The sequence below is a fragment of the Rhodococcus huquni genome (assembly GCF_055231055.1).
This window is the reverse complement of the sequence record NZ_JBUYWE010000002.1, coordinates 105,220-128,566: the sequence shown is the minus strand read 5'-3', so window position 1 is coordinate 128,566 and position 23,347 is coordinate 105,220. Positions and strand designations below refer to the sequence as shown.

Genomic DNA, 23,347 nt, shown 5'->3' with positions numbered 1-23,347 from the left:
TGGTCATACCGTCGTGTGAAAGACGGTCATTCCCTCCAGCGCAGAGAATAATTAGCGTGGGTAACTATCAGGCCGACGGAACCAGGTCGACCGAACGCGAAAGGACATCACGCGATGACGGTTCCCACGACATCCGAAGCACTCAACATCGGAAACGACCCGACCGGCCCGCTGAAGGGTGTGACGGTCGTCGACATCTCCACCGTCGTCATGGGGCCGCTCGCGTCGCAGATCCTCGGTGATTTCGGCGCAGACGTCGTTCGAATCGAACCGCCGTTCGACACCGCGCGCATCTCCCCCGCCGGCACCGGCCGCAACCCCGGTATGGCGCCGCTCTACATGCAGGTCAACCGCAACAAGCGCAGCGTGACCCTCGACCTCAAGAATCCCGAGGACCTCCAGTCGCTGTTCCGACTACTCGAGAACGCGGACGTCCTGCTCACCAACATGCGTCTCGGCGCCCTCGACCGTCTCGGCCTGGGCTACGAGCAGGTGCACGAGCGCCTGCCTCACCTGATTTACGCGCACGCGCAAGGATTCAATGCGGCTTCGTCGCAGAGCGCGCGTCCGGCGTACGACGAAGTGATCCAAGCAGTCACCGGACTGGTGAATCTCCAGGAGCGAGCCAACGGTTCGCTGCAGTTCGTGCCCACCTACATCGCGGACAAGACCGCGGCTCTCTACCTCGTCAACGGCGTACTCGGCGCCCTCTTTCACCGTGAGAGGACCGGCGAAGCGCAGCAGGTCTCCCTGGCGATGGCCGACACGATGATTGCGATGAACGCAGTCGAGCACATGGCCGGAGACGTGTTCGTCCCGGCAGCAGGAGACGTCGGCAATCCGCTCAGCCTCACGGATGCGCACGCGGCCATGCGTACCAAGGACGGCGGCGCGATCGCGGCCGTGCCGTACACGTACGACGCGGTACGACTGCTCCTGAAGGGCGCAGGCCAGCACGAGCGCGCGGCGGATCCGGTGTGGGACGAGAAGGTGATGGATCGGGACGTGTTCTACGGCGGTATCCGCGCCGTGCTGGACCACTCGACCACGAGGACGACCGCGGAGTGGGAAGAATTCCTCACCGAGCACGACATGCCGTACGGGGTCGTACTCGACATCGCGGACCTCGCCGACGATCCCTACGTCAAGGAGTTGGGTCTGATCAGCGAGGTCGACCACCCCACCGAGGGCAGAATCCGCGTCGCCGCCAATCCGGTGAACTTTTCCAGGACTCCAGCAGACATCCACCGGCACGCGGAACGTGCAGGACAGAGCACGGACGAGGTCCTCGAATCTCTGAGCCGCGCCAACGAAGAGAAGAAGGCATCATGAATCTCGGACTCGGCAACGAAGAAATCGCATTCCGTGACGGCCTGCGGGAGGTGCTGTACCACGACATCTCCCCGGAGATCCGTCGCCGAAGCACCTTGGGGCACACCACCCGCGACGACATCGTCGAAACACAGCAGGTGCTGAACAAGCACGGTCTCGCGGTTCCGCACTGGCCTACTGCGTGGGGCGGCAAGGACTGGACACCGACGCAGACGCATATCTACGTGTCCGAACTGCAGCGCGCCGGGGTGCCGAATCCGTTGGCATTCAACGTGAGCATGGTCGGTCCGATCATCGCGGAGTTCGGTAGCGAAGAGCAGAAGCAGAAGTTCCTTCCCGCAACGGCCAACCTGGACATCTGGTGGTCGCAGGGCTTCTCGGAGCCCGAGGCGGGCTCGGACCTCGCAGCGCTCAAGACCACCGCAGTCCGCGACGGCGACGAGTATGTGATCAACGGGCAGAAGACGTGGACCACGCTAGGCCAGTACGGAGACTGGATGTTCCTGCTGGCCCGTACCGATCCCGCAGCGCCGAAGAAGCAACACGGCATCTCGTTCGTCCTGCTCGACCTCGATACTCCCGGCATCGAACGTCGCCCGATCAAGCTGATCGACGGAGGCTCGGAAGTCAACGAGTTCTTCTTCGACAACGTCCGGGTTCCCGTGGAAAACCTTGTCGGTGAGGAGAACCGCGGATGGAGCTACGCAAAGTTCCTCCTCGGCAACGAGCGAAACTCGATAGCCCAGGTGGGTACGAGTCAGCGGATCTTCGCCGAGATCGCCGAACAGGCACGCGGTCGCACCCTCGAGCACGGCACACTTGCGGACGATCCCGCCTTTCGCGCTCGCATGCATTCCATCAAGCTGCGACTTCTCGCACTCGAAGCGACTCAGCTCCGAGTGACGGGGGCATCGGAGAACGGCGAGGCCAGCCCCGTGTCCTCCCTGTTGAAACTCGAAGGCACTCGGCTCCTTCAGGAACTGTCCGCCTTACGTGTATCCGTTGCGGGTTCGGACGCCGTTCTCGTAGACAGTGGATCCGGGCCGACGTCCGAATTGCACACCGCAGCGGCAGATGCCGTCGCCGCTACCCAATACCTCAATCTTCGGAAGCTGTCCGTATTCGGCGGGTCCAACGAAATCCAGCGCGGCGTGATCGCCAAGACCATCCTCGGGCTGTAAGGAGAACACAATGAACCTCGAGCCAAACGAAGACCAGAAGCTTCTGTTCGAGAGCGTCGACGCCATGCTGTCCCGCCGGTATGCACCCGGATCTCGGGCCGAGGTGGTCGCAGCCGAACTCGGTTGGAGCGCAAAGACATGGGAGAGCGCCACCGATCTCGGACTCACCACGTTGACCGTCGACGAGGGCCACGATGGTGCCGGGGCAGGAGCCTCCGAGGTGTACGTGACCCAGAACGCGGTCGGGAAGCATGCAGCTGTCGAGCCACTCCTCGACGGTGTGTATGTGCCGACCTGGCTGATCGCTTCCCTCGGAACCGAAGAGCAGCAGAACGAACTACTCGCGCCGTTGGTGAGTGGCGCGGAAATCGCCGCGCTCGCCCATGCCGAGCCGAGGCGGGCCTGGGACGTCGCGCCCGCCGTCGCCGCGAGTCCGGGACCCGCCGGCGTGCTTCTGAACGGAGTCAAGTCTCCCGTGCTGCGAGCCGACCAGGCCGCCACGCTTCTGGTGACCGCCGTCGAGGAGACCGGCGACACCGGGGTCTACCTCGTTCGACGCGACTCCGCAGGGGTGGCCCGGGTCGACGGCCGCACCGCCGACTGGGCCCACGCCTCCGAGATCCTGTTCACCGACGCTCCGGCGATTGCGCTGGGTGTGGCGGGAGCCGACACGGTTCGCGCGCTCGACAGCGTATTCGCACGGGCACGCATCGCCCTGTTGGGCGAAGCAGTGGGTCTCATGGATTCCGGGCTCTCGCAGACTGTCGAATACCTGAAGTCGCGCAAACAGTTCGGCGTCACTCTCTCCGTCTTTCAGGCGCTCGTTCATCGCAGCGCCGACCTGTATGCCGAGATCGAACTCGCTCGTTCGACTGCCCTGTGGGCGACGGCAATGACAGAGGCTTTCGATGCGGGTGAGGAGCCGGAACTGGGACGCACAGCGGACGACGCCTTCGTCCTGGTCGCCGATGCCGCACGCAAGGTGGCCGAGGAAATCGTTCAGCTGCACGGCGGAATCGGCATGACCTACGAGACCTCGGTCAGTCACTACGCGGCACGACTCATCGGGATCACCCAGGCCTTCGGAGGCGTAGAGGCGGCTCGTCGCCGAGCGCTCGCGTCCGCATCGCCGTTGACGGCCCCGAGTGCGTTGCGTGACAACGCCATGACATCGCAAGCGTAGGAAGCAGGTTCATATGTTCGACGCACTGCTGGTCCTCGATATAGTTCGGGGAACGATCGAGCGAATCGACCTGTCCGACGGTAGCGTTCGCACTCTGGTCGAGAAGGCCGGCGCCGCTCCCGACGGTATCGCTTACGACGTGGACGACGGCAAGATCTACTGGACGACGATGGGACAGCCTGCCTTCCTGGAGGAGAGTGCCGGCTCTGAGGCCGGTTTCGACTTCTCCGCGAAGAATGGTGGTCTGCATTCGGCGAACGTCGACGGCACCGATCAGCGAGATGTGCTGCCGGTCGGTGCGATCACGACGGGTAAGCAGCTCGACGCGGTATTCCTTTCAGGACAGCTCTTTTGGGGTGACCGTGAGGGCTGCAAGGTGAGCCGGGTGAACGTCGACGGCACCGGTCTCACCGATCTGATCGTCAACGGTCCCACCGGGGATGTCATGCAGGAATGCGTGGGCATCGCCGTCGACGCAGAGAACGGGTTCGTCTACTGGACTCAGAAGGGCTCGGCGAAGGGCGGGGAGGGCCGCATTCTGCGAGCGAACCTCGAGATCCCCGAGGCCGAGACAGCGGCCGAGCGTACCGACATCGAGGTCCTGTGGGAGGACCTGCCGGAACCGATCGACCTACACATCGACGGCACGGTTCTCTACTGGACCGACCGCGGCGCCGAGCCGGCCGGGAACACCCTCAACAGGGCGAGTATCCCACCCTCCGGTGAGCGTGGCTCCGCTCCCGAGATTCTTGCCCGCGGCTTCCACGAGGCGATCGGCCTGGCTGTGGATTCGGACGCAGAAGTGGCGTACGTGACGGATCTGGGCGGAACCGTACGTGCGGTACCGCTGGCCGCGGGAGGCGAAGAGCGCGTGGTTGCGCGCTTCGAAGGACACTCACTCACCGGAATCGTAGGTATCTGACATGAGAACCATTGCAGTCGTCGGAGCAGGAGTCATCGGACTGTCCTGGGCAAGGCTCGCGCGGGAAAAGGGCTGGGACGTAGTTGTATACGACCCGCGCCCTGATCTGGACCAGGTCGTCGCGGAGTTCGCCGACGACGCACGCGTGCGAGCCACCGCAGACCTTGCTGATGCCGTCTCCGGCGCAGATCTGGTTCAAGAGAACGGTCCGGAGCGTCTCGAGGTGAAGAAGCAGCTCTTTGCGGAGATCGTGCGGGCCGCGCGCCCGGACGCGGTTCTGGCGACGTCGAGCTCGTCGATCTCTGCGACATTGATCGCTGCCGACCTCGACGACGGCACGAGAATTGTTGTGGGGCATCCGTTCAATCCGCCCGAGCTCATGCCTCTCGTCGAGGTTCTACCGGGTGAACGCGCCGATCGGGAGACCACGGATCGTGCTGTGGAACTGTACGAAGAACTCGGCCGGGTGCCGGTGGTGATCCGTAAGGAGCTTCCGGGATTCGTCGCCAACCGTCTGCAGATGGCCTTGTCACGCGAAGCCCGCTATCTGGTTCAGGAAGGGGTGGTGTCTGCAGAACAGCTCGACACGATTCTGCAGAACTCGCTGGGTCTGCGTTGGGCGACCACCGGACTGTTCGAGGGCAACGTGCTCGGTGGCGGGCCCGGCGGTATCAGGCATCTGTTCGCGGGTGTGGGTGCGGAAACGGGCAAGATCGAGTTCGGCACGCCGTCCAACGATCCCGAGGCCGTGGAAGGGCTCCTCGAACAGGTGGAGAACACGTACGGAGTCGGTGCGGAGGCGTACGAGAAGCTCAGCGCGAAGCGGGACCGGCGGACTCGCGCGGTGCTCGCCGCCCTCGAGGACTAGGCCTCGATCTGACCGGCGATGCTGCGCTCGAGCTGGAGCCTGGCCCCCGCCGGAATGGATATCAAACCTTCCAGTTCCTTGCGGGCCTTGAGGTAGGCGCTGCGACGCTCGTCCTGGGTCGCGCCGTCGTCCATGGCGAGTCGTAGCATGCGCTGGGCGCGAACCAGGCGTTCCTGTTCGTCGTGGGTGAAGCCGCCTCGGCGGCGGCGCTTGGCTTCAGTCTCCGCGACATCGAAGGCCACGGCATATTCGTGAACTGCGTCGCGGTACTGCGTCCGGGCTTCACGGTCGTCGACCAGAGCCTCCGGTTCCGAGGGTTTGAGCAGGTCCGCGCGGCGCTTGGCCTTGTGAAAATCGACGGTGAGCTGTTCGCGCATGTCGGTCATCATCGGGAAGTCCAGCAGAGTGACCAGATCCATCTCGTACGCGAACCACCGCGAATCGGTTTGCTCGTGCTCGTCGATGGTCTTGGTGATGTCACGTAGCGCCGCTTCGGTGTCCACCTGGGTCTGGGCATTGGCCTGCGCGACCGCGACCTTGGTCTGCTGCTTCAGGCGAAAGCGCTCTTGCCGGCGATCGGCCCGGCGCTGATTGGCGGCTCCTATCGCCTTGACGGCTCCGCCGATGCTGCCGCCGAAGACGAATATCAGCCACCAATAATGCGAGAGAAACTCGAACAATGGGCCCACACCGCCCATCATGCCACTGCGCGGCGCTGACAGGGGTCAGCCCTTGATGGTCTCCGGACGCTGAGTCATGGGATTCGCCATACAACCTCAGGGGAGCGACGTGGCCAGCGCGAGCCCGGCGGCGCGGCCGGAGAAGATGCATCCCCCCAGGAAGGTACCTTCCAGCGCGTTGTAGCCGTGGACACCGCCGCCGCCGAATCCTGCAACCTCGCCGGCGGCGTAGAGCCCCGGAAATGGTGTTCCGTCCGCTCTCATCACCTGACTGTCGAGATTGGTCTCCAACCCGCCCAATGTTTTGCGGGTCAAGATGTTCAAGCGCACCGCGATCAACGGGCCGTGGGCCGGGTCGAGGATTCGGTGCGGCTTGGCGACACGGGCGATCCGATCACCGCGTGAGCGTCGAGCGTTCTCGATCGCCATCAATTGAAGATCTTTGCTGAACGAGTTGTCAAGCTCACGGTCTCGCGCCACGATCTGTGCCTCGATGTCTGCGACATCCAATTGTGGTCCGCGCGCAATCTTGTTCATGCCGTCGACCAGCTCGGACAGGGTCTGAGCGACCACAAAGTCCTCGCCGTGCTCTTTGAATTTTTCTACGGGCCCCGGTGCACCCTTGGCTAGCCGACTGCCGGCCACCATCCGCAAATCCTTGCCGGTGATATCGGGATTCTGTTCCGACCCGGAAAGCGCGAATTCCTTTTCGATGATGGTCTGCGTCAAGATGAACCAGGAATAGTCGTATCCGGTGGCCAGTATCTCCTTCATCGTGCCGAGGCTGTCGAATCCGGGAAAATGTGGCGCGGGCATCCGTTTCCCGAGCGCGTCGAACCACAACGGCGACGGGCCGGGGATGATGCGTATCGCGTGGTCGGGCCAAATCGGGTCCCAGTTGTGGATGCCCTCGGTGTAAGCCCACATGCGGTCGGGGTTCACTATGTTCGCCCCGGCCTGCTCACTGATCGCGAGCATCCGCCCATCCACGTGCGCTGGTACGCCGGAGATCATGTGCTGCGGTGCGGCGCCGAGTCTGGCCGTCGGCCAGTTCTTCCGTATCAGCTCGTGGTTGTGGCCGATGCCGCCGGAGGTGACGACCACTGCCGCCGCCCGGTGCTCGAAGTCACCGGTAGTGGTGCGCGACGACGCGACTCCGCGATCGAGATTACTGTCCTCGAGGACGCTGCCGCGTACACCGACGCAGCTTCCGTCCTCGATGATGAGCTCGTCGACGCGGTGACGAAACGCAAACTGCACCATTCCGGCCTTCTCTGCGCCTTCGACAGGTTCCGCGAAGACCCGCACCACCTCCGGGCCGGTTCCCCAGGTGAGGTGGAACCGCGGCACCGAATTGCCGTGGCCGTCAGCTGCACCCGATCCTCGTTCTGCCCAACCCACCACCGGAACGAGGCGCAGTCCGAGGTCGTGCAGGTAGTCCCGCTTTTCCGTGGCGGCAAACCGGACATAGGCCTCCGCCCATCGACGCGGCCACATGTCCTGGCTGTCGAGTCCATCGAAGGCCGCCGAGCCCAGCCAATCCTGCAGGGCCAGATCATACGAGTCCTTGATACCCATACGCCGTTGCTCCGGGCTGTCGACGAAGAACAACCCACCCAGCGACCAGAAAGCCTGCCCGCCAAGGTTGTTGCGATTCTCCTGGTCCACCACAAGCACCCGCCGGCCGGCCTTGACCAGCTCGTGGGTGGCAACAAGACCGGCCAAGCCCGCCCCGACCACGACGACATCGGGTTCGAATGTTGTGCTCATCAGGCGAGGCCCTTTCTCGGTGCCGCAGTGGGTGTCGTGTAGTGCTCGACGAGGACCCTGAACAACTCGGCGCGTCGGGCCCAGGCGGCGTCTGCGTCGTCTTCGATCAGGCACTGCACGAGAGTGCCGTCGTGCAATGCGACCAAGGCCGGCCCCAGGGCTGCATGGTCGGTGACCTCAAGCCCGAGTTGGGCGAGTAGTTGGTCGAGCAAAGGCATGAGAGTGGCAAGGATTGCTGTTTCACGCCCAGCGATCACCCGTTTGAGCGGCGGGTTACGGAGTGCGTGGGCTGTGAATTCGGCGCTGACCCGGTACCACCGATCGTCGACGGGCACCACCGCCAACACGTATTCGACGACACCGCTCAGCGAGTGCACCCGTGGTTGTTTCCCGCGGGAAAGCAATGCCTCGACGTCGGCCAGCATCCGTGTCGAACGCTGCTCCCACATCGCCAGGAACAGTTCTTCCAGCGAGGTGAAGTTGGAATAGAAGGCACCCCTGGTGAAGCCTGCATGTTCGCATACGTGCTCCACGCTGCTGTTGCCGAAACCTCGTTCCGCGTACACCTCCAGCGCTGCGTCGAGTAGTCGTTGGCGGGTCTGAGGACGTCGTCGCTTCACTGGCTTGGTGGTCTCGACCATGTGAACACCCTAGCGGGTTTCGATGCATGTTTGTATTCAATACGATACTGTATCGAACTGAGATCTACATCTCACTCGGCTCGCGTGTTGGATGGACGTCTCACCGCGAATGGCAGCGACAGGAGCAGGTGTGGCTATACAACGACGCAAGATGCGGGTGATCGGGTCTGCGATGGCGACCGCTCTACTGATCTGCGGGCTCGGCACAGCCGTGACAGCACCGGCCGCCGCGGGGCCCGGCGGTCCGCCGTTGACCATGCCGCAGCAGACGCTCGACGAGGCGGTGCAGTGCTCTCCGGATGTGAATCCGACGTCCGGAAAGAAGGCGGTGCTGTTGGTGGGCGGCGTGGGCTTCGGTCCCGCCGAGGCGTGGAGCTGGGGATACGAAAAGGCATTGCCGCGCGAAGGATTCGGCGTATGCACCGTAGCAATCGCCAATCAGGGCCGTGGCGACGCGACGATCGGCGCCGAGTACGTGGTCAACGCCATCCGATATGCGCGGGCGCAATCCGGGCAACAGGTTAACGTCGTTGCGCATAGCGCCGGGCCGGAATTGGCGTTGTGGGCGATGCGGTTCTGGCCCGACGTGGCGGCCTCCGTCGACGACATGGTCTCGCTCGCCGGGCCCATCCACGGGAGCGTCGTGGTCAATGCGGTGTGTGCGGTCTTCTGTCCGGCGTTGGCCCATCAGCTGTCCTACGGCTCGGAATTCACCGACGCGCTCAACAGGGAACCGTTGCGTTCCTCGATTTCGGTGACCTCGATTTTCAGCCTGTTCGATGAGGGTATCCAGCCGGCTCGCGAAGTCAGCAGCTATCCCGGTGCCGCGAACATCGCGTTGCAGGACCATTGCCCGGGCCGGCTGGTGGAGCACGTCGGACAGATGTACGACGCCGCCACCTACCGCCTGGTGATCGATGCGCTCACACATTCCGGCCCGGCGGTACCCGCTCGGACCACGCAATTGTGCGATGACATTGCCATGCCCGGCATCGAGCTTCCCGAATTCGTCCCGTCGCTCGTGCAAGGTTCGATCAATTACTTGGGAACCTTGGGCGAACCCTCGCTGCCGGTCGCTCCGCCCCTGCCCGCCTACGCGCTGAAGGGATAAGCGGACACGATGCCCGACCAGTTTCCCCAGCTCGCCGCCACCACGGCAGCAAGCGCGCTGCAGTGCGCGTTCCTCGGCACGTCCAGCGTGGTGCTGCGAGACAACCACACCACGGTGCTCACCGATGGGTTCGTGAGCAGGCCTAGCCTTGCCCGAGTCGCACTCGGTCGCACGCTGCGCCCGGACCGAGATGCGATCGCGAGCACCTTTGCCGGACTGGGCATAACGGAGGCGGCATCCGTCGTAGTGACCCATTCCCACTACGACCACGTACTTGATGCGCCAATCGTCGCGAACACACTCGGCGCCGACTTGATTGGGTCGCCGTCGACACGCGAGATCGCGCGAGGATACGATTTCGACCTGGGCCGCTACCAGTTGGCCGCACCCGAAATGCCCCGCCAGTACGGTGATTTCACTTTCTCGATTCGGGAAAGCGAACACAGTCCCGGCGATCGGTGTCCGGGTGAAGTGTCGGGGCCGTTGACGCCGCCCGCGCGCGCCCGCCAATTTCGGACCGGCGAGACCTACTCGGTGCATTTCGCCCATCCCGCCGGCAACGTGATCGTTCACGGAAGCGCGAACTACCGCACGGATTGCCTTGCCGGGCTGCGCGCGGACGTGATCTTTCTCGGTGTCGGCGCGCTGGGCCGGCAAGACGATGTGTTTCGTCAGCGCTACTGGGACGAAACCGTCGTCGCCGTCGGCGCCCGCCGCGTGGTGCCGGTGCACTGGGACCGATTCTGGCGTCCGCTGACCGAGCCGCTGCGGCCGATGCCGCGTCTGTTCGACAACTTTCGATCCACAGCCCGGTTCCTGCGCGTTCGCGCAGAAAAGGATGGCGTCGAAATCGCCATCGCCCCCTCAACGACGTGGTGCGATCCGTTCGCTCCGCTCGCCGACCCTGACACGCGGCCCAGAACTGTGAGAATTCCATGAACACGTCCGGCGTGATCACCATCGGGCTACCTATCGCCCTCGCGATCATCATGTTCGGTTTGGGCTTGACGCTGACCACGGGCGATTTTCGTCGAGTAGCGCGGGAGCCCAAAGCGGTAGTGGTCGCTTTGGCTCTTCAGGTCTTCGTGCTACCGGTAGTGGCGTTCGGATTGGTCAAGTTCTTCGGTCTCGACCCGCTGCTCGCGGTCGGAGTGATGCTGTTGGCTGCCTCACCCGGCGGCACGACCGCCAACCTGTTCAGCCATCTTTTCCGAGGTGACGTCGCACTCAACATCACGCTGACCGCTATCAATTCCGTCTTGGCGGTGATCACCATCCCGATCATCACCAACTTCGCCATCGCGTATTTCGACGCGGACGGCGACGTCGGCCTGCAGTTCGGAAAGGTGCTGCAGGTCATCGCGATCGTTCTGATACCGGTAGCGGTAGGCATGATCGTGCGACGGTTCAACTCGACCTTCGCGGCACGCGCCGACCGCCCGGTCCGGGCCTTCTCGATTGTGGTGTTGGCGCTTGTCTCGATCGGCGCATTGGCATCCGAGCGGGACAACTTGGCCGAGTATGCACGCCAGGTCGGTCTGGTCACCGGTCTCTTCTGCCTGTCGAGCCTCGCATTCGGCTACGCGGGCGCACGCCTACTGAAGCTCGATCGGCCACAAGCAATCGCCACCTCGATGGAGGTCGGCATCCATAACACGACGGTCGCGATGACCATCGCACTCAGCGTGCTCGGTAGTGCAGAAGTGGCGATCCCAAGCGCTGTGTACTCGGTCCTGATGTACGTACTTGCCACGGCGTTCGGCTACGCCGTGACACGCGGTAGCTCCAAGCCGTCCCCCACCGCTACAGCAGCGGGCGTCAACGGTACGCAGAACATAACTCTCACAACACCGATTTCGAGGAAGTAGAGCACATGACGAACACGAGTCGCCCGTTCACGCGGCGAACAGCGCTGGGCGGTCTCATCGGAACTGGCATGGCAATCGCATTCGGGAGTCTTCATCAGGCAGCCGCGAAACCGCTGCCCACATTGGAACCGCGATCGATCTCCGCGAGGCAGCGGTTCTTCGGGGCGGGCAGCGTCGATGCCGGCACCGGAGCCATTCGACCCGACAGAGTTGTCATCACGTGGCTCGGCTGCACGACCTATGCGATGGCTGTGCGCGGATCGGTGTACTTGCTCGATGCGTGGATACCCCGCGGGACGGTCTCGGGTTACGTCCCGACCAGCCCCGAGGAAGTGGCGGACCTTCGTCCGGACGCGATCTTCATAGGGCACGGTCACTTCGACCACGCAGCGGATGCCGGCAGAATCGCCGAGTTGTCGGGTGCCGCGGTGTATGGCAGTACGGAACATTGTGCGGCGGTTCGTAAGTCGGTGAACATCTCGACGGTGCGCTACATCGAACTGGGTGATGCCACGGCCCCGGCAGGGGATCGCCGAGACTTCACAGTGGGTGATCTCTCGGTCACCGCAATCCGGCATCTGCATTCCACACCCACTGCGCCCGAACAAGGCCCGGGCGGCTCGGCTCCGTTTTTTCCGACGCCGAACACGAGCGACATTGTTGCGCATCCACCGGAACCGGACGACGCGAGCAACCTGGCGCGCCACTTGTTCGACGCGGAGGGCGGGAACATCATGTACCAGTTCCGCGTACCCGGCTTCGCGATCGTCTGGCACGACACCGCCGGGCCGTTGGGTGAACGAGCTCCTCACGTCCTGCAACAGTTGCGCGACCTTCCGCCCACGGATGTGCATCTTGGGGCGATCCAGGGTTTCGGCCAGTTCACCAATGGCTTGCGGGATCCACGCGAGTACATCGAAGCGGTCGATGCGCAGCTGTTCGTGCCGGGACACCACGACAACTTCGTGCCTGGCGTCAGTGCGCGGGGAGAAAACTACGAGGCGCCATTGCGTGCCGAGTTTGCACGCCTCCCCTCCCCGCCAGATCTTCGCTTCATGTCCGATCCAAGCGACTACATCAATCCGGGGCTTCTGACCTTCTCGATCTAAGGGCGGTCACGTCGATCGTCAGCGCGGCCAGCGCTACTGCGAAGAAGCAATTGTTCGGCAGGGGGCGCCGTAGAGAGTTTGGAGTCGACGCCAAACCCCGAGCCGGGAGCATCGACGACACCGAGTGCCCGCGGCCCTGCCCGGTACCGAAGAGTTCGCGCCAGGAAGTGAGGTCGGCGCGAAGATGAGACTCTTGGCCCGGGATGCGAATCCGGCTATCGCGACCTGCTATTCGGCGTCAGTTGCGGTGGGCAGACAGGAGGAAGGCCGGCAGCAACGCTCTTCCTTTGTCGTCCAGCTCGATGTCCGACCCCTCGGGTGGTGCCTGTAGAGCGTGAATGAAGGCCGGGCGAATCTCGTCGATCGTCCAATGCGGCGAGACAGCCTGGCGTAGTTCGTCTTCGGTCACCGCGTTGGGGCCCTCGCCTTCCGGAAAGGCGCCCTTCTCGAACACCAATACGTAATAGGCGGCGCCCGGTGCCGCCGCCCGCGCAACCGATTCGAGGTAGCTCTTGCGCCGGTCGATCGGCAGTGAATGGAACAGGGTGCTGTCGACGATGGTCGAGAAGCGACCGTCGAAACCGGTGAAGGCACTGATGTCCGCAACCTCGAAGGTCGCGTTGGTGAGGCCACGGTCCTGAGCGGCCTGTGTCGCCGCGGCGATTGCGGTCGGTGACAGATCCAGCCCTACGACGGTGTAGCCCTGAGCAGCGAGGTGCAGCGAGGTCTCTGCGTGTCCGCAGCCTGCGTCGAGCACGTCGCTGGTGAACTTGCCCTGTGCGATGAGTTCGGCGATTTCCGGTTGCGGTTCACCGATGTTCCACGGCACCGGACCGGAGAAATCCTCCGCCTTGCCGCTGTAGATGTCATCCCAAGGAGCAACTTGTTCGTCGGCCATGGCTTCGACCGTACGCCGCGTGATCGGTGTCAGTCTGACTCCGCGCGGCCGACGATGTACGCCTTCGCGTCCTCGTAGGAGAACGCGCGCCCCTTGTCGTCGGGGTCGGTTTTGGATCGGACGTTGAACAGGACGAAGTCCGCCACCTGGTTTGTGGTCACCAAGAGGCCCTTGGGCTCGGCCAGGGCATTCAGTTCGCCCGCCTGCTGCAGGATCTGCGTTCTGTCGACTGCTCCGAATCCACTGCTGAATGTCATACCTCCAGAACACACGAAAGACGGCGTTCTGTCGAAATTCACGTGTGAAGCACGTAACAGTGTCTGCCGAACGGGCGACAATCATTACTGCAGGTAACAATCCCACGGAAGGTGCACACCATGCCGAAGTCGATGTTGACGAAGGCGGCCGGGGTCGTATTCGGAGCGGCAGCCGTATCAGCAGTCCTGGCCTCCCCCGCTCAGGCGGACGAAGCCACGGGACCGGTTCATTTCTCGGCCGGAAATTTCCAGTGCGCGATCGACGACAGCGGCGTCGTCGGATGCGATATCCAGGGTGGCGACATGATGATGACCGTCGATCTCGGCGGCAGCGCGAACATCCCTCTCCCCTTCCGGGTGAACCAGGTGGTCGCGGACGTCGAGTGGGCGCCTGCGCACCCGGGATTCAACCCCGGCGTCTACACGCTCAAGGGCGGAAACCCGCCGATCAGCGAGGTGGGATACCCGGTGGGTAGCGGTGCCACTTCCGGGTCCGAGGTGTCCAACGGTGGCACCCGTTGCTGGACCGGTTTCCACGGAAGCTTCCAGTGCGAAACCGAGGCCGGGCACGGCTTCTTCCATTACATCGGTATCGAAGCCCACTGAAACAGATGAGGATTCGGGACCTGTCCGTCTACTTCTTGGCGGGCAGGGTGCGTGCGTAGGAGAGGCTGCGCCGGACCCAGGACGACAGGTCTGCATCGTCGTCCAGGTGCTCGCTGTCGACGGTGACCCAACCGCGCATGTCGCGTCCACCCATGACAGCTATGTCGGCCGAGGTGGTTGCCATGATGTCGGCCATGTCCACCGGATCGACCCGAGCGAGAATGCCGCCTTTGCCGCTCACCGCAACGGACACCTTTCCGTCGACGAGAAACGCCAGACCACCGAACATCGCCTTCTCGGTGATGCCTCGACCCCCGCTCGTCAACTCCCGAATCCGATCGGCAAGTTCCTGGTCGTAGGCCATGGAATCCGAGCGTAGGCGCTCGCGTGCTGCCACTGCGTACGATTTTGGAAGACGACATCGAGCAAAGGCAGGCGCCCATGAGTAATGACAATCCGGTCCAGAGCACCCGAATCGTCCTCGCCTCCAGGCCGGACGGCGAGCCGAACACGGACAACTTCCGAATCGAGGCCGCGAACCTGCCCACTCCGGGTGAGGGCCAGGTGCTTCTTCGGATTCTCTACCTGTCGCTCGATCCGTACATGCGCGGTCGGATGAGCACCGCGAAGTCGTACGCGGATCCCGTGGAGATCGGCGATGTGATGGTCGGCGGAACCGTAGCCGAGGTCGTCGAGTCGCGGCATCCGAAGGTGTCCGTGGGAGACCGCGTGCTGTCGTACTCGGGCTGGCAGACGCACGCAGTCGAGAACGGCGACTACGTTCGCGTGCTGGACGGCGCCGCGGCCCCGCTGTCGACGGCGCTCGGCGTCCTGGGGATGCCTGGTTTCACGGCCTACGCCGGGCTGCTCGAGATCGGAAAGCCCAAGGAGGGCGAAACGGTGGTCGTGGCTGCGGCGAGTGGGCCCGTCGGCTCTGCGGTCGGCCAGATCGCCAAGGTCAAGGGCGCCCGCGCCGTCGGTATCGCCGGCGGACCGGAGAAATGTGCTCATGTTCGTGACGAACTCGGGTTCGATGCGGTGGTGGACCACCGGTCCCCCACCTTCGCCGAGGATCTGAAAGCGGCAGTTCCGGACGGCATCGACGTCTACTTCGAGAATGTGGGCGGGGCGGTGGCTTCCGCGGTGCTGCCACTGCTCAATACATTCGCGCGAGTCCCTGTGTGCGGCTTGGTGGCTCAGTACAACACCACCGAAGCTCCCGACGGGCCCGACCGGTTGCCGGGATTCTTCGGATCCGTGCTGACCAAGAGTCTGACGATCCGCGGCTTCATTCAGACGGAGTTCGTCCGCAGTATGCAGGCCGACTTCCAACGGGATGTCTCGAAGTGGATCGGCGAGGGAAAGATCGCCTACAAGGAAGACATCGTCGACGGAATAGAGACCGCCCCGCAGGCCTTCATGGGACTCCTGGCCGGACGCAACTTCGGCAAGCTCGTCGTTCGGGTCGCCGAGGAGTCTTGACCTTGACGCAGCGTCATGGTTGACACTTGACGCATGCGGATCGGAGAAGTTGCTCGAGCAGCGAAGACGACGCCTCGCGCGGTGCGGCACTATCACCGGCCGGGCCTGCTCGCCGAACCACCGCGCCTGCACAACGGCTACCGCGATTACGCACTGGACGACCTCGCGCGGCTGATGCGCATTCGCTGGCTCGCAGACAACGGGGTCCCGCTGGGCTCGGTTGCGGCTCTTCTGTCGGACGAGAACTCGACCACTGATGTCGCGGATATGCAGGGCGATCTACGTGCTCTCGTCTCGGGCTGTGAACACGACCTCGCTCAACTGACGCGCAAGCATCGTCGCTTGACTCGCATGCTTCGCGCTGCTGAAGGTGGCAGTCCACCGACCGCTCTCCCGGACGGGCTGGTTGCGGCCTTCGACAGGATTCGCGCCGAAACCACGAACGACGCCGAACTGCGTACGTTGGCGGGTGAGCGCGACTTCCTCGAGGTCCTCGCCATATCGGGCGACGCGCCCGACGAGGTCTTTCTCTGGTTCACTCGGATGCTGGACGACCCGGAGCGGCGGTTGGGCTATCGGCGAATCATGCGTACGTGGAGTCGGCTCGAGGGCCGACCCGCCGACATCGAAACGCTCGCCCAGGATTTGGCTCTGCATCTCGGCGGCGAGGCCCTGCCTTTCGGTGACTTCGACGACCCTGCCGATGGGGGGGGTCGACCGATCTCGCTCTCGTGGACGTGATTCCTGATGCAGCCCAGCGCGCGGCTGTGCTTCGAACCGTGGACATTCTGGCCGAGAGCGGCAAGGAATCGTCGCCATGAACATGCGGGTCGTCGCAGGGACGGCGCAGGTGCTGACCCTTCTCGTCGTCGTGGTCGACATCATCCTGGTGGCTACAGGTGTCATTTCTGTTCGGGCTGCGGTGACTCTGTGGGCTGTGGTCGAGGTGCCGTTGGTGGTGGCAACAGCGGCACTCTTCGCGCTGCGGGTGCGTGCCGTTGCGCGGAATCGGGGATGGGCGAACCGTGTCGCGTTCTCGGCCGTGCTGGCCGAGTCTCCGCTGTGGGCGTTCGCGCAGAAGGAGTTTCGCGCCTATCGGTCTCTCTGGATGTTACTGCGGGGCAGAAAGGACCGTTCTGGTGACGCTGTCTTCACGTCGTCGGCGGGCGCCCTGACGATGCTGACAGCATTCGCGGTCGCGACGGCGATCGAGATCGCCGTCGTGCACCTGATCATCCCGTGGCCGTGGCTCAGTGTCGTGCTGGTGATCATGTCCGTGTGGGCGCTGGCTCTCGTATTCGGGTTTGTCGCAACGGATATCGTTTACCCGCATTATCTGGCAGGGGCCACGCTTGTCCTTCGTCGATCCGCGCGGATCGTTGCGGAGGTGCCCGTCGACGCGGGCCTCGTGGTGAGGCCGCGTCGACAGGTATCCCCCACTTCGACCACCGTCGGGGGCCACCGACTGCATCTGCCGAATCAGGACGGCACGAACGTCGAACTTGCGCTCAGCGCGCCGGTTTCGGCGAATATCGTTTCCATCGTCCGGTCCTGGCGCCAAGCCGGTGAGGTGACCTCGATCCATGTCCACGTGGACGAGCCGGAGGCGTTGGTCGTCGCTGTTCGGGCGGTCCAGCGACTCGATGTCTGACTATCCCTTCGGTCGACGAGCCACCCACACGGTTCGGGAACCACGGACCTCGAAATCCTTTCGGTGTAAGAGGCTGTGTGGACCTTCGTGTGCCAGTAGGGAATCGAGAGTGCTCAGGTCTTCTGCACTCAACTTGCCTTCCACTCCGGGGCGCACGCGCCGGAGGTACGTATCGGCATAGCGGCCCACGGACCCCGGATACGGGGGTGCCGGGTCGACGGCGAAGGACCGTCTGTCGAGGGCGTCGAAGCCGGCCTCTTGCAGGCGCGGGCTCCACTCGGGATGCAAAGGTACGCCACCGCGGGCGTTGTACACGGCCTCGCCGATCCGAAGTTCGAGGCCGGGGCGCCCCAAGCCGATGTCGTGTGGCAGGAAGGTGGGCGGGGCTTCCATCTCGATGACCGTGAGCACGCCGCCGGGTTTCAAGGCGTCGTAGATGTTGCGCAAAGTCCGTTCGGGGTTCGGCACCTCGTGCAACGAGAGCGCGGCCCAGGCCAGGTCGACAGGCTGCACACCGGACAACTCCGAATCCAGATCGGCGACCACCGTGCGCACGCGGTCGGACAGTCCCCGGTGTTCTGCTTTGTCGCGGACAAGTGCCAGCATTTTCTCCGAGATGTCGACGGCCGTGACCGTGGCCTCGGCGAATCGTTCCGCCAGGGCGACCGCCCAGGTACCCGTTCCCGAGCCGAGGTCGACCATGCTGCGTGGGGTGCCGGCGAACGGCGCCGTCCAGTCGAGAACCTCGCGAACGAAATCGTGAAGAACGTGGGCGTCGAGGTCGAGGATGTCCGCGAGATGGCCGTGCGATTCGCCGTGAAAGTCGGCTCCGTGATGGTGAGTGTAATCGTGAGTCATGGCTTCGACTGTACTCAGTATATGCCGTAATGGCATACACTCTTGCGCATGACGCAAGAAGTGGATTTCGACAGAGTGGTCCGACAGCGGATCAAAGGTCTACGCCAGGCCCGCGGCTGGTCCCTCGATGCGCTGGCCGCCCGCTGCTACCTGAGCCCCTCCACTCTGAGCCGCATCGAGTCGGGCCACCGCCGTATCGCCCTCGATCAGCTCGTTCCGATTGCGAAAGCCCTGGACACCACGCTCGATCAGCTGGTCGAGGCCGTCGAGGACAACGACGTGGTGATTCGGCCTCAGGCCGACGCCAAGAACGGTAGAACCGTGTGGACTCTCACCAGAGAGGGCAGCCCCAACGGCGTGACCGTGGCCAAGATGCGGATCACTGCCGTGGCGAAGCCGGTGGACCCGTCCAAACTGGGCGTGCATCCTGGACACGAATGGTTCACGGTGCTGTCGGGGACGGCCCGTTTGCAGCTGGGCGAGCGCACGATCCTCGTGGAAGCAGGCAACGCAGCCGAGTTCTCCACCATGATTCCGCACGCCATCGGTGCGCACGAGGGGCCTGTCGAAATTCTCACCGTCCTCGACCATGACGGCCAGCGAGCTCACCTGCATCCTTCGCACGAGCACGAATGAGCGCTACAACATTCGGTGCGGGCGTCGCAGCAACCGCGAGCGCCGCACGTTCACTCGCGACCAGACGGCCTGTTGCAGCGCAAGTGTCGCCCACCCTGCCACCGCCATGCCGCCGAGGTTCATCGAAAGCTGAGCCAGACTTCCCCAGGTCGTAGAACCCACGCCGAAAGCGATGCCCAACGCGATGTTTCCCGCTGCGGGCACTGTGGTCACGGAGATGAACACACCGATCAGTCCGCCCGATCTCGAGGACGTGACCGACAGGACCCCGGCCGCCGCCGCGATCACCGCCACGATGAACGACCACTTGTCCGGCGTGTAGACGAAGGCCGTACCCGGACGCGAGCCGGTCACGTCATCGAGGGTGATCCAGCCGATTGCTCGTGCGAGCAGGCACAGCAGGGTGGTGACGGCAATCGCTGCGACGAATCCGATGACCAGTGTCCGTGCGGCCACGGCCAGAAGCACGAAGCGCCGAAGGACCAGAGCCACACCCAGGGCCGCGATCGCGCCGAACTCGGGTCCGAGAACCATCGCGCCGATGATCAGAATCTGTGAGTCGGTGATGATCGCGACTGCAGCGAGGATCGTCGCGAGACTCATGAAGCTCAGGTAGGTCCAGTTGAGTTCGGAATCGTCGTACGAGCGCTGGGCCACGTCGGCCCACACCACCGCATCGGCACTGCTGCCGGGTGTGCGCACCTCTGCATCGAATCCATTGTGTGACAGCCAGGTCTGCACCGGCTCTATCGTGATGGTCCCTTCCCGGTGCAGACCGAGATCACGCAGTGCTGAAACGAGGTCGTTCGCCGCCTCCCGAGCCAGGTCGGCGATGACGACGTCACCTTCCGGTTTCACCGAGGCGCCGCGCATCAGGGCGACCCCGCTCACCGCAGGGTCGCCCTCGAGGATGTCGACGACGTCGCTCGTCATCTTCGCCGGCGACAGGATGCGAAGCTGCAGCATTCGTTCAGTCTGCCGGTTGGCAGTCGATGTTCAGCCGATCGCGTCGGGGGTGTCGCCCGTCGTCTCGATCTCACCCATCCTGTCGGCGCCCCAACTGCGGTGAATGTAGCCCTCGACCCGGTCGAGTTCGTCCTGCGTGACGCTGGCCAGTTCGCCGGGCTCGAGCGGATCGAAGTGGAAGATGTACAGGCGGGACGCGAACTGTTCGAACGGTAGTGATGCCTCGCCGAAGCGTTCACCACAGCCGGCGGTGCTGACGACGACGCCGTCGCCCCAGTCCTGTCCGCTGTCGTTGTTGGGGTTGAAGAAGTACACCCGCATGACTTCCTGCGGGTCGAGCGTGACGCGCAGAATCGTGATCGCGTGCCATCCGATGAAGCGCGCGGCGCTGTCGGTGACCGCGATTCCCGCGGGCTGCGGGTAGATCAGCGGCTGGTTGCCGTTGTAATACGGGTGATAGCTCGCGTAGAAGTGCCGCAGGAATCCGTCGATATCGGTGAGGTTTCCGGTGGCGACGTCTACGTCGATGCGGAACCCACGGCCCGACCACCATCCGTGGAACTCGGGGTTGACCCAACGGTGTGGGTCGCCCTCGCGATCGATACATCGACGCCCCATCTCGGCGTAGACGCGGTCGAGGTGCGGCACCACCAACAGCGACACCGGGTCGAGGTCGACCGGAAGGGTTGTGGCGACCCCGGATTCGCTCTCGTTGGACGAGATCGCCTGACCCTCGAAGTGCATGACGATCTCGTCGTCGCGGGCCGCCCAGACGACGATCTGCATGAGATAGTCAGGGTCGTTGTACGACCATATGGACAGGGCTCTCGCCGACTGGCACGTCGGATTGTCGCCCTGCCCGATCCCGAGTGGCTGTCCGAGTACCGACAGCAATCCCGACAACAGCCATGCGCGGGGGCCTGGAGTGGGACCGAATGCTTCGGTCAGCCGATCACGCGAGTACTGCGAGAGCGGTTGCGCGAGCTGGCGCCACATCGACGGAGCGACCGGCGGTTGGTACAGAATGCCCCGCTCGAGCATCAGGGCGAGGCCGTAGATGCACTGTGCGGTTTCGACATGCACCGCTTCGTCGATGAGGCTGCGCACCAGGTCGTGGTAGCACAACAGGCAGTCCCGACCGGTGCTGGACAGACCGAGCGCCTCACCGATGAGGTACTCGCCCTTCTCCAGCAGGTATCGCAGCAGAGCCGCGTGGTACGGCGAGACCAAACCGGTGTCGTGCATGGCACGAGCGAAACCAGCTGCCTCGTACTGCAATCCGCTGCTGTCCATTGCCTCGAGACGGGCGACGTACACATCGACGCCGGGGTCCTCGCGACAGGCGTCGGTGGTTCCGAACAAGCTGCTGATAAGGCGGTCGGCCCCGCCGCCGCTCGAGCCGAGATCGACGTCCGGGTCGTTTCGGTAGATCGCGATCTGCGTGATCATCTTCTTGACCTGGTCGACCTGGATGGGCCGTTGTCGCAGTATCCGCCAGATCTCCTCGACGAGGTTGTCGAGGATGTTCTCGTATCCGACGTTCTCGCCGAGATACCGGAACAGACTGCGCGTCACCTGCGCCATGCGTCCCTGCTGTTCACGCTCCGCTTCGCTCGGCGGCGTGAACAGCAGGGACAGGTTGATCGCCAGAACCTGCGAGAGGTGGTTGCGGGCATCCTCCGCCGAGATCAGCGGGTGCTCGTAATCCCCGTTGGCCACTGCGAGGAGACGCAACTCGTTGACGGCCTCCAGCACCACGGTATCCGCATTGGCGCTGCGCAGGGTTCCTGTGGTCAGTGCCGGGATCAGGATCTGCGGTGACGCCCAGTCGGTTCCGTCGAAGAGACCGGCCTCCTCCAGAGCATGGGCCCGCGACGCGATCGCGGCCGCACCGCCCGGTTGGAGCAGCACGAGCCGCAACGCGTCGAGCACCGGGCGCAGCTTGACCTGCTTGCCGAAGTCGCTGGTCGCTGCCAGGCCCTGGGTCGCGTCGTCTAGCCCGGCCAGACGTTTGTCCAGCCGTCGCGTATCGCCCTGTGTGTCAGCGCCGTCGGCGCTGCTGTTTGCGTCACTGCTGGTCGAAGTCAACCGAGAGTCCTCACGTATGAACCGACCTGGTCCTCAGACGTAGAAGTCGAGTTCTTCCTGTTGTTTCAAGAGATCGCGCATCACGTAGGGGTCGTCACCGAAGAAGTAGAGCAGACCCCAGTGCGTACCGAAGGCGGTCCGCTTGGTGACGGTCTCCTCCAACGGTGCTGCGAGCTCGTGGGATTCGAAGTACTCGTGGTCTTCGGTCTCCTCCGGCATCGCCAACTCGTTCACCACACGGCGACGCGGATAGACGCCGAAGCAGCCCGCGTGGCCCTTGGCGCCGACGACTTCTTCCGGGAAGAACGCTTCGATCTCTTCCTCGGTGGTCTTCGGGTCGAAGGACAGAACGAGGCCCTGGTAAGCGTTGAAACCGTATGCGCGCTCGAGCAGCTCGAACACCTTGAAGCCCGGTGGCCGGTACGCGACCTCGCCGAAGTACATTTCGCCGTCGCTCGTGACGAAGTACTCGGGATGCACGAACCCGAAGTCGATGTCGAACGTCTTGATCAGCTTCTCGATCTGCTTGGTGATCTCGGGCCGGTACTTCTCGAGCTCCGGTGTGGCAGGCACGAACACGGAGTAGCCGAGAGTCACGTACTCGGAGATGTTGAGGAAGCGGATCTTTCCGTTGTGAATCCACGCCTCGACTGCGAACTCCCAGCCGTCCAGGTGCGACTCCATGAGGACGGGAAACTCCTCGTCGGGAATCGTGTCGACCTCGTCCGGGGTGCGGATCACGCGGTGGCCGAGGCACCCGGCCTTGTCGAACGCCTTGAGGTGGATCGGGTCGTTCGGGTCACCGTCCAGCTTGAGCAGCGTCTGGTTGACGCGCTTGAGGAAGCGGATGATGTCGTCACGTTCGTGGGCTTCTTCGAAGATGCCCACGCGGATTCCGCCGAGCTGGGCCCGGCGCTTCATCAGAGCCTTGTCGCGAAGCAACAGCGACTGACCGAACAGGCGAGGGTTGTCGAGAAGGACGGAGTTGATGGCACCCGCCCACTCGACTGTTTCCTCGAACAACGGGATCGCTACGTCGACACCCTTTTCCTTCAGGGTCTCGGCGATCTCCATCGACCGATCGTTGAGCCGCTCGAAGTTCCACGGCACATAAGGGATGCCGTGTTCCTTGCAGTAGTCCTCTGCCCAGTCCGGCGCGACGACCAGATAACGCCTGTCGAAACGATCGACGGCCTCGATGGCGTTCAAGCTCCAACCGAGAAGGGCTACGTAACCCTTC

General features: G+C 63.8%; 24 protein-coding genes. 14 read left to right on the top strand and 10 right to left on the bottom strand.

Translation table 11 applies throughout. The features are described from left to right. Positions 1-114: 114 nt before the first annotated feature. Genes ACZI8R_RS04195 through ACZI8R_RS04175 form a run of 5 tightly spaced genes read left to right on the top strand, consistent with a single transcriptional unit; the run spans position 115 to position 5,486 of the window. A complete protein-coding gene (locus ACZI8R_RS04195; RefSeq protein WP_463378324.1) occupies positions 115-1,332 on the top strand; it encodes a CaiB/BaiF CoA transferase family protein in 1,218 nt (405 codons plus the stop codon). Continuing rightward, on the top strand, positions 1,329-2,513 hold the full coding sequence (locus ACZI8R_RS04190; RefSeq protein ID WP_463378323.1) for an acyl-CoA dehydrogenase family protein: 1,185 nt from the start codon (positions 1,329-1,331) through the stop codon (positions 2,511-2,513). The genes ACZI8R_RS04195 and ACZI8R_RS04190 overlap by 4 nt, the downstream gene beginning before the upstream one ends. 10 nt (positions 2,514-2,523) lie before the next feature. Beyond that, entirely contained in the window at positions 2,524-3,696 is a 1,173-nt protein-coding gene (locus tag ACZI8R_RS04185) for an acyl-CoA dehydrogenase family protein (protein ID WP_463378322.1), read from the top strand. 13 nt (positions 3,697-3,709) lie between these two features. Beyond that, entirely contained in the window at positions 3,710-4,618 is a 909-nt protein-coding gene (locus ACZI8R_RS04180; protein WP_463378321.1) for a hypothetical protein, read from the top strand. Between the two features lies 1 nt (position 4,619). Next, positions 4,620-5,486 carry a 3-hydroxyacyl-CoA dehydrogenase NAD-binding domain-containing protein gene (locus ACZI8R_RS04175; RefSeq protein WP_463378320.1) on the top strand — a complete coding sequence of 289 codons (867 nt, stop codon included), beginning with the start codon at positions 4,620-4,622 and terminating at the stop codon, positions 5,484-5,486. On the opposite strand, the gene ACZI8R_RS04170 is transcribed toward ACZI8R_RS04175, so the two are convergent. The 3 genes from ACZI8R_RS04170 to ACZI8R_RS04160 form a co-directional block, all read right to left on the bottom strand. Continuing rightward, a complete protein-coding gene (locus tag ACZI8R_RS04170) occupies positions 5,483-6,175 on the bottom strand; it encodes a hypothetical protein (protein WP_463378319.1) in 693 nt (230 codons plus the stop codon). The two genes, ACZI8R_RS04175 and ACZI8R_RS04170, sit on opposite strands and share 4 nt — an antisense overlap. Before the next feature lie 87 nt (positions 6,176-6,262). After that, entirely contained in the window at positions 6,263-7,936 is a 1,674-nt protein-coding gene (locus ACZI8R_RS04165) for an FAD-binding dehydrogenase (protein ID WP_463378318.1), read from the bottom strand. Beyond that, positions 7,936-8,577: a TetR/AcrR family transcriptional regulator gene (locus ACZI8R_RS04160; protein WP_463378317.1), complete on the bottom strand. Its 642-nt coding sequence runs from the start codon at positions 8,575-8,577 to the stop codon at positions 7,936-7,938. Before ACZI8R_RS04160 ends, ACZI8R_RS04165 begins: the two co-directional genes overlap by 1 nt. A gap of 130 nt (positions 8,578-8,707) precedes the next feature. Here ACZI8R_RS04160 and ACZI8R_RS04155 point away from each other — a divergent pair, with 130 nt between their 5' ends. Genes ACZI8R_RS04155 through ACZI8R_RS04140 form a run of 4 tightly spaced genes read left to right on the top strand, consistent with a single transcriptional unit; the run spans position 8,708 to position 12,665 of the window. Further along, complete coding sequence (locus ACZI8R_RS04155) at positions 8,708-9,688, top strand: esterase/lipase family protein (RefSeq protein ID WP_463378316.1); 981 nt, start codon at positions 8,708-8,710, stop codon at positions 9,686-9,688. A 9-nt stretch (positions 9,689-9,697) separates the two neighbouring features. Further along, on the top strand, positions 9,698-10,627 hold the full coding sequence (locus ACZI8R_RS04150) for an MBL fold metallo-hydrolase (protein WP_463378315.1): 930 nt from the start codon (positions 9,698-9,700) through the stop codon (positions 10,625-10,627). Beyond that, a complete protein-coding gene (locus ACZI8R_RS04145) occupies positions 10,624-11,556 on the top strand; it encodes a bile acid:sodium symporter family protein (RefSeq protein ID WP_463378314.1) in 933 nt (310 codons plus the stop codon). The genes ACZI8R_RS04150 and ACZI8R_RS04145 overlap by 4 nt, the downstream gene beginning before the upstream one ends. A 5-nt stretch (positions 11,557-11,561) precedes the next feature. After that, positions 11,562-12,665, top strand: a complete 1,104-nt coding sequence (locus tag ACZI8R_RS04140) for an MBL fold metallo-hydrolase (RefSeq protein ID WP_463378313.1) — start codon at positions 11,562-11,564, stop codon at positions 12,663-12,665. 238 nt (positions 12,666-12,903) lie between these two features. Here ACZI8R_RS04140 and ACZI8R_RS04135 read toward each other — a convergent pair whose 3' ends face one another. After that, positions 12,904-13,563 (bottom strand): class I SAM-dependent methyltransferase, encoded by a 660-nt coding sequence (locus ACZI8R_RS04135; protein ID WP_463378312.1) that lies wholly within the window; start codon positions 13,561-13,563, stop codon positions 12,904-12,906. Positions 13,564-13,592: 29 nt separating this feature from the next. Next, a complete protein-coding gene (locus tag ACZI8R_RS04130; protein WP_463378311.1) occupies positions 13,593-13,820 on the bottom strand; it encodes a hypothetical protein in 228 nt (75 codons plus the stop codon). A gap of 120 nt (positions 13,821-13,940) precedes the next feature. On the opposite strand from ACZI8R_RS04130, the gene ACZI8R_RS04125 reads away from it, so the two are divergent. Then, positions 13,941-14,426 carry a hypothetical protein gene (locus ACZI8R_RS04125; protein WP_463378310.1) on the top strand — a complete coding sequence of 162 codons (486 nt, stop codon included), beginning with the start codon at positions 13,941-13,943 and terminating at the stop codon, positions 14,424-14,426. Positions 14,427-14,454: 28 nt separating this feature from the next. On the opposite strand, the gene ACZI8R_RS04120 is transcribed toward ACZI8R_RS04125, so the two are convergent. Then, entirely contained in the window at positions 14,455-14,823 is a 369-nt protein-coding gene (locus ACZI8R_RS04120; protein WP_463378309.1) for a TfoX/Sxy family protein, read from the bottom strand. A gap of 44 nt (positions 14,824-14,867) precedes the next feature. On the opposite strand from ACZI8R_RS04120, the gene ACZI8R_RS04115 reads away from it, so the two are divergent. The 3 genes from ACZI8R_RS04115 (at position 14,868) to ACZI8R_RS04105 (ending at position 17,559) form a co-directional block, all read left to right on the top strand. After that, positions 14,868-15,908: an NADP-dependent oxidoreductase gene (locus ACZI8R_RS04115; protein WP_463378308.1), complete on the top strand. Its 1,041-nt coding sequence runs from the start codon at positions 14,868-14,870 to the stop codon at positions 15,906-15,908. 33 nt (positions 15,909-15,941) lie between these two features. Continuing rightward, positions 15,942-16,649, top strand: coding sequence for a MerR family transcriptional regulator (locus ACZI8R_RS04110; RefSeq protein WP_463378307.1), 708 nt, complete (start codon positions 15,942-15,944; stop codon positions 16,647-16,649). Positions 16,650-16,725: 76 nt separating this feature from the next. Beyond that, complete coding sequence (locus ACZI8R_RS04105; protein WP_463378306.1) at positions 16,726-17,559, top strand: hypothetical protein; 834 nt, start codon at positions 16,726-16,728, stop codon at positions 17,557-17,559. Here ACZI8R_RS04105 and ACZI8R_RS04100 read toward each other — a convergent pair whose 3' ends face one another. After that, positions 17,560-18,417, bottom strand: a complete 858-nt coding sequence (locus tag ACZI8R_RS04100; RefSeq protein WP_463378305.1) for a class I SAM-dependent methyltransferase — start codon at positions 18,415-18,417, stop codon at positions 17,560-17,562. 48 nt (positions 18,418-18,465) lie between these two features. Here ACZI8R_RS04100 and ACZI8R_RS04095 point away from each other — a divergent pair, with 48 nt between their 5' ends. Beyond that, positions 18,466-19,053, top strand: a complete 588-nt coding sequence (locus ACZI8R_RS04095; protein WP_463378304.1) for a helix-turn-helix domain-containing protein — start codon at positions 18,466-18,468, stop codon at positions 19,051-19,053. 3 nt (positions 19,054-19,056) lie between these two features. Here the strand turns inward: ACZI8R_RS04095 and ACZI8R_RS04090 are convergent, their stop codons facing one another. The 3 genes from ACZI8R_RS04090 to ACZI8R_RS04080 all read right to left on the bottom strand — a co-directional run bounded on the left by ACZI8R_RS04090 (position 19,057) and on the right by ACZI8R_RS04080 (position 23,181). Beyond that, positions 19,057-20,019 (bottom strand): DUF389 domain-containing protein, encoded by a 963-nt coding sequence (locus ACZI8R_RS04090; protein WP_463378303.1) that lies wholly within the window; start codon positions 20,017-20,019, stop codon positions 19,057-19,059. Between the two features lie 30 nt (positions 20,020-20,049). Further along, entirely contained in the window at positions 20,050-22,026 is a 1,977-nt protein-coding gene (locus ACZI8R_RS04085) for a hypothetical protein (protein ID WP_463378753.1), read from the bottom strand. A gap of 114 nt (positions 22,027-22,140) precedes the next feature. Continuing rightward, a complete protein-coding gene (locus ACZI8R_RS04080; RefSeq protein WP_463378752.1) occupies positions 22,141-23,181 on the bottom strand; it encodes an ATP-grasp domain-containing protein in 1,041 nt (346 codons plus the stop codon). Positions 23,182-23,347: the final 166 nt, after the last annotated feature.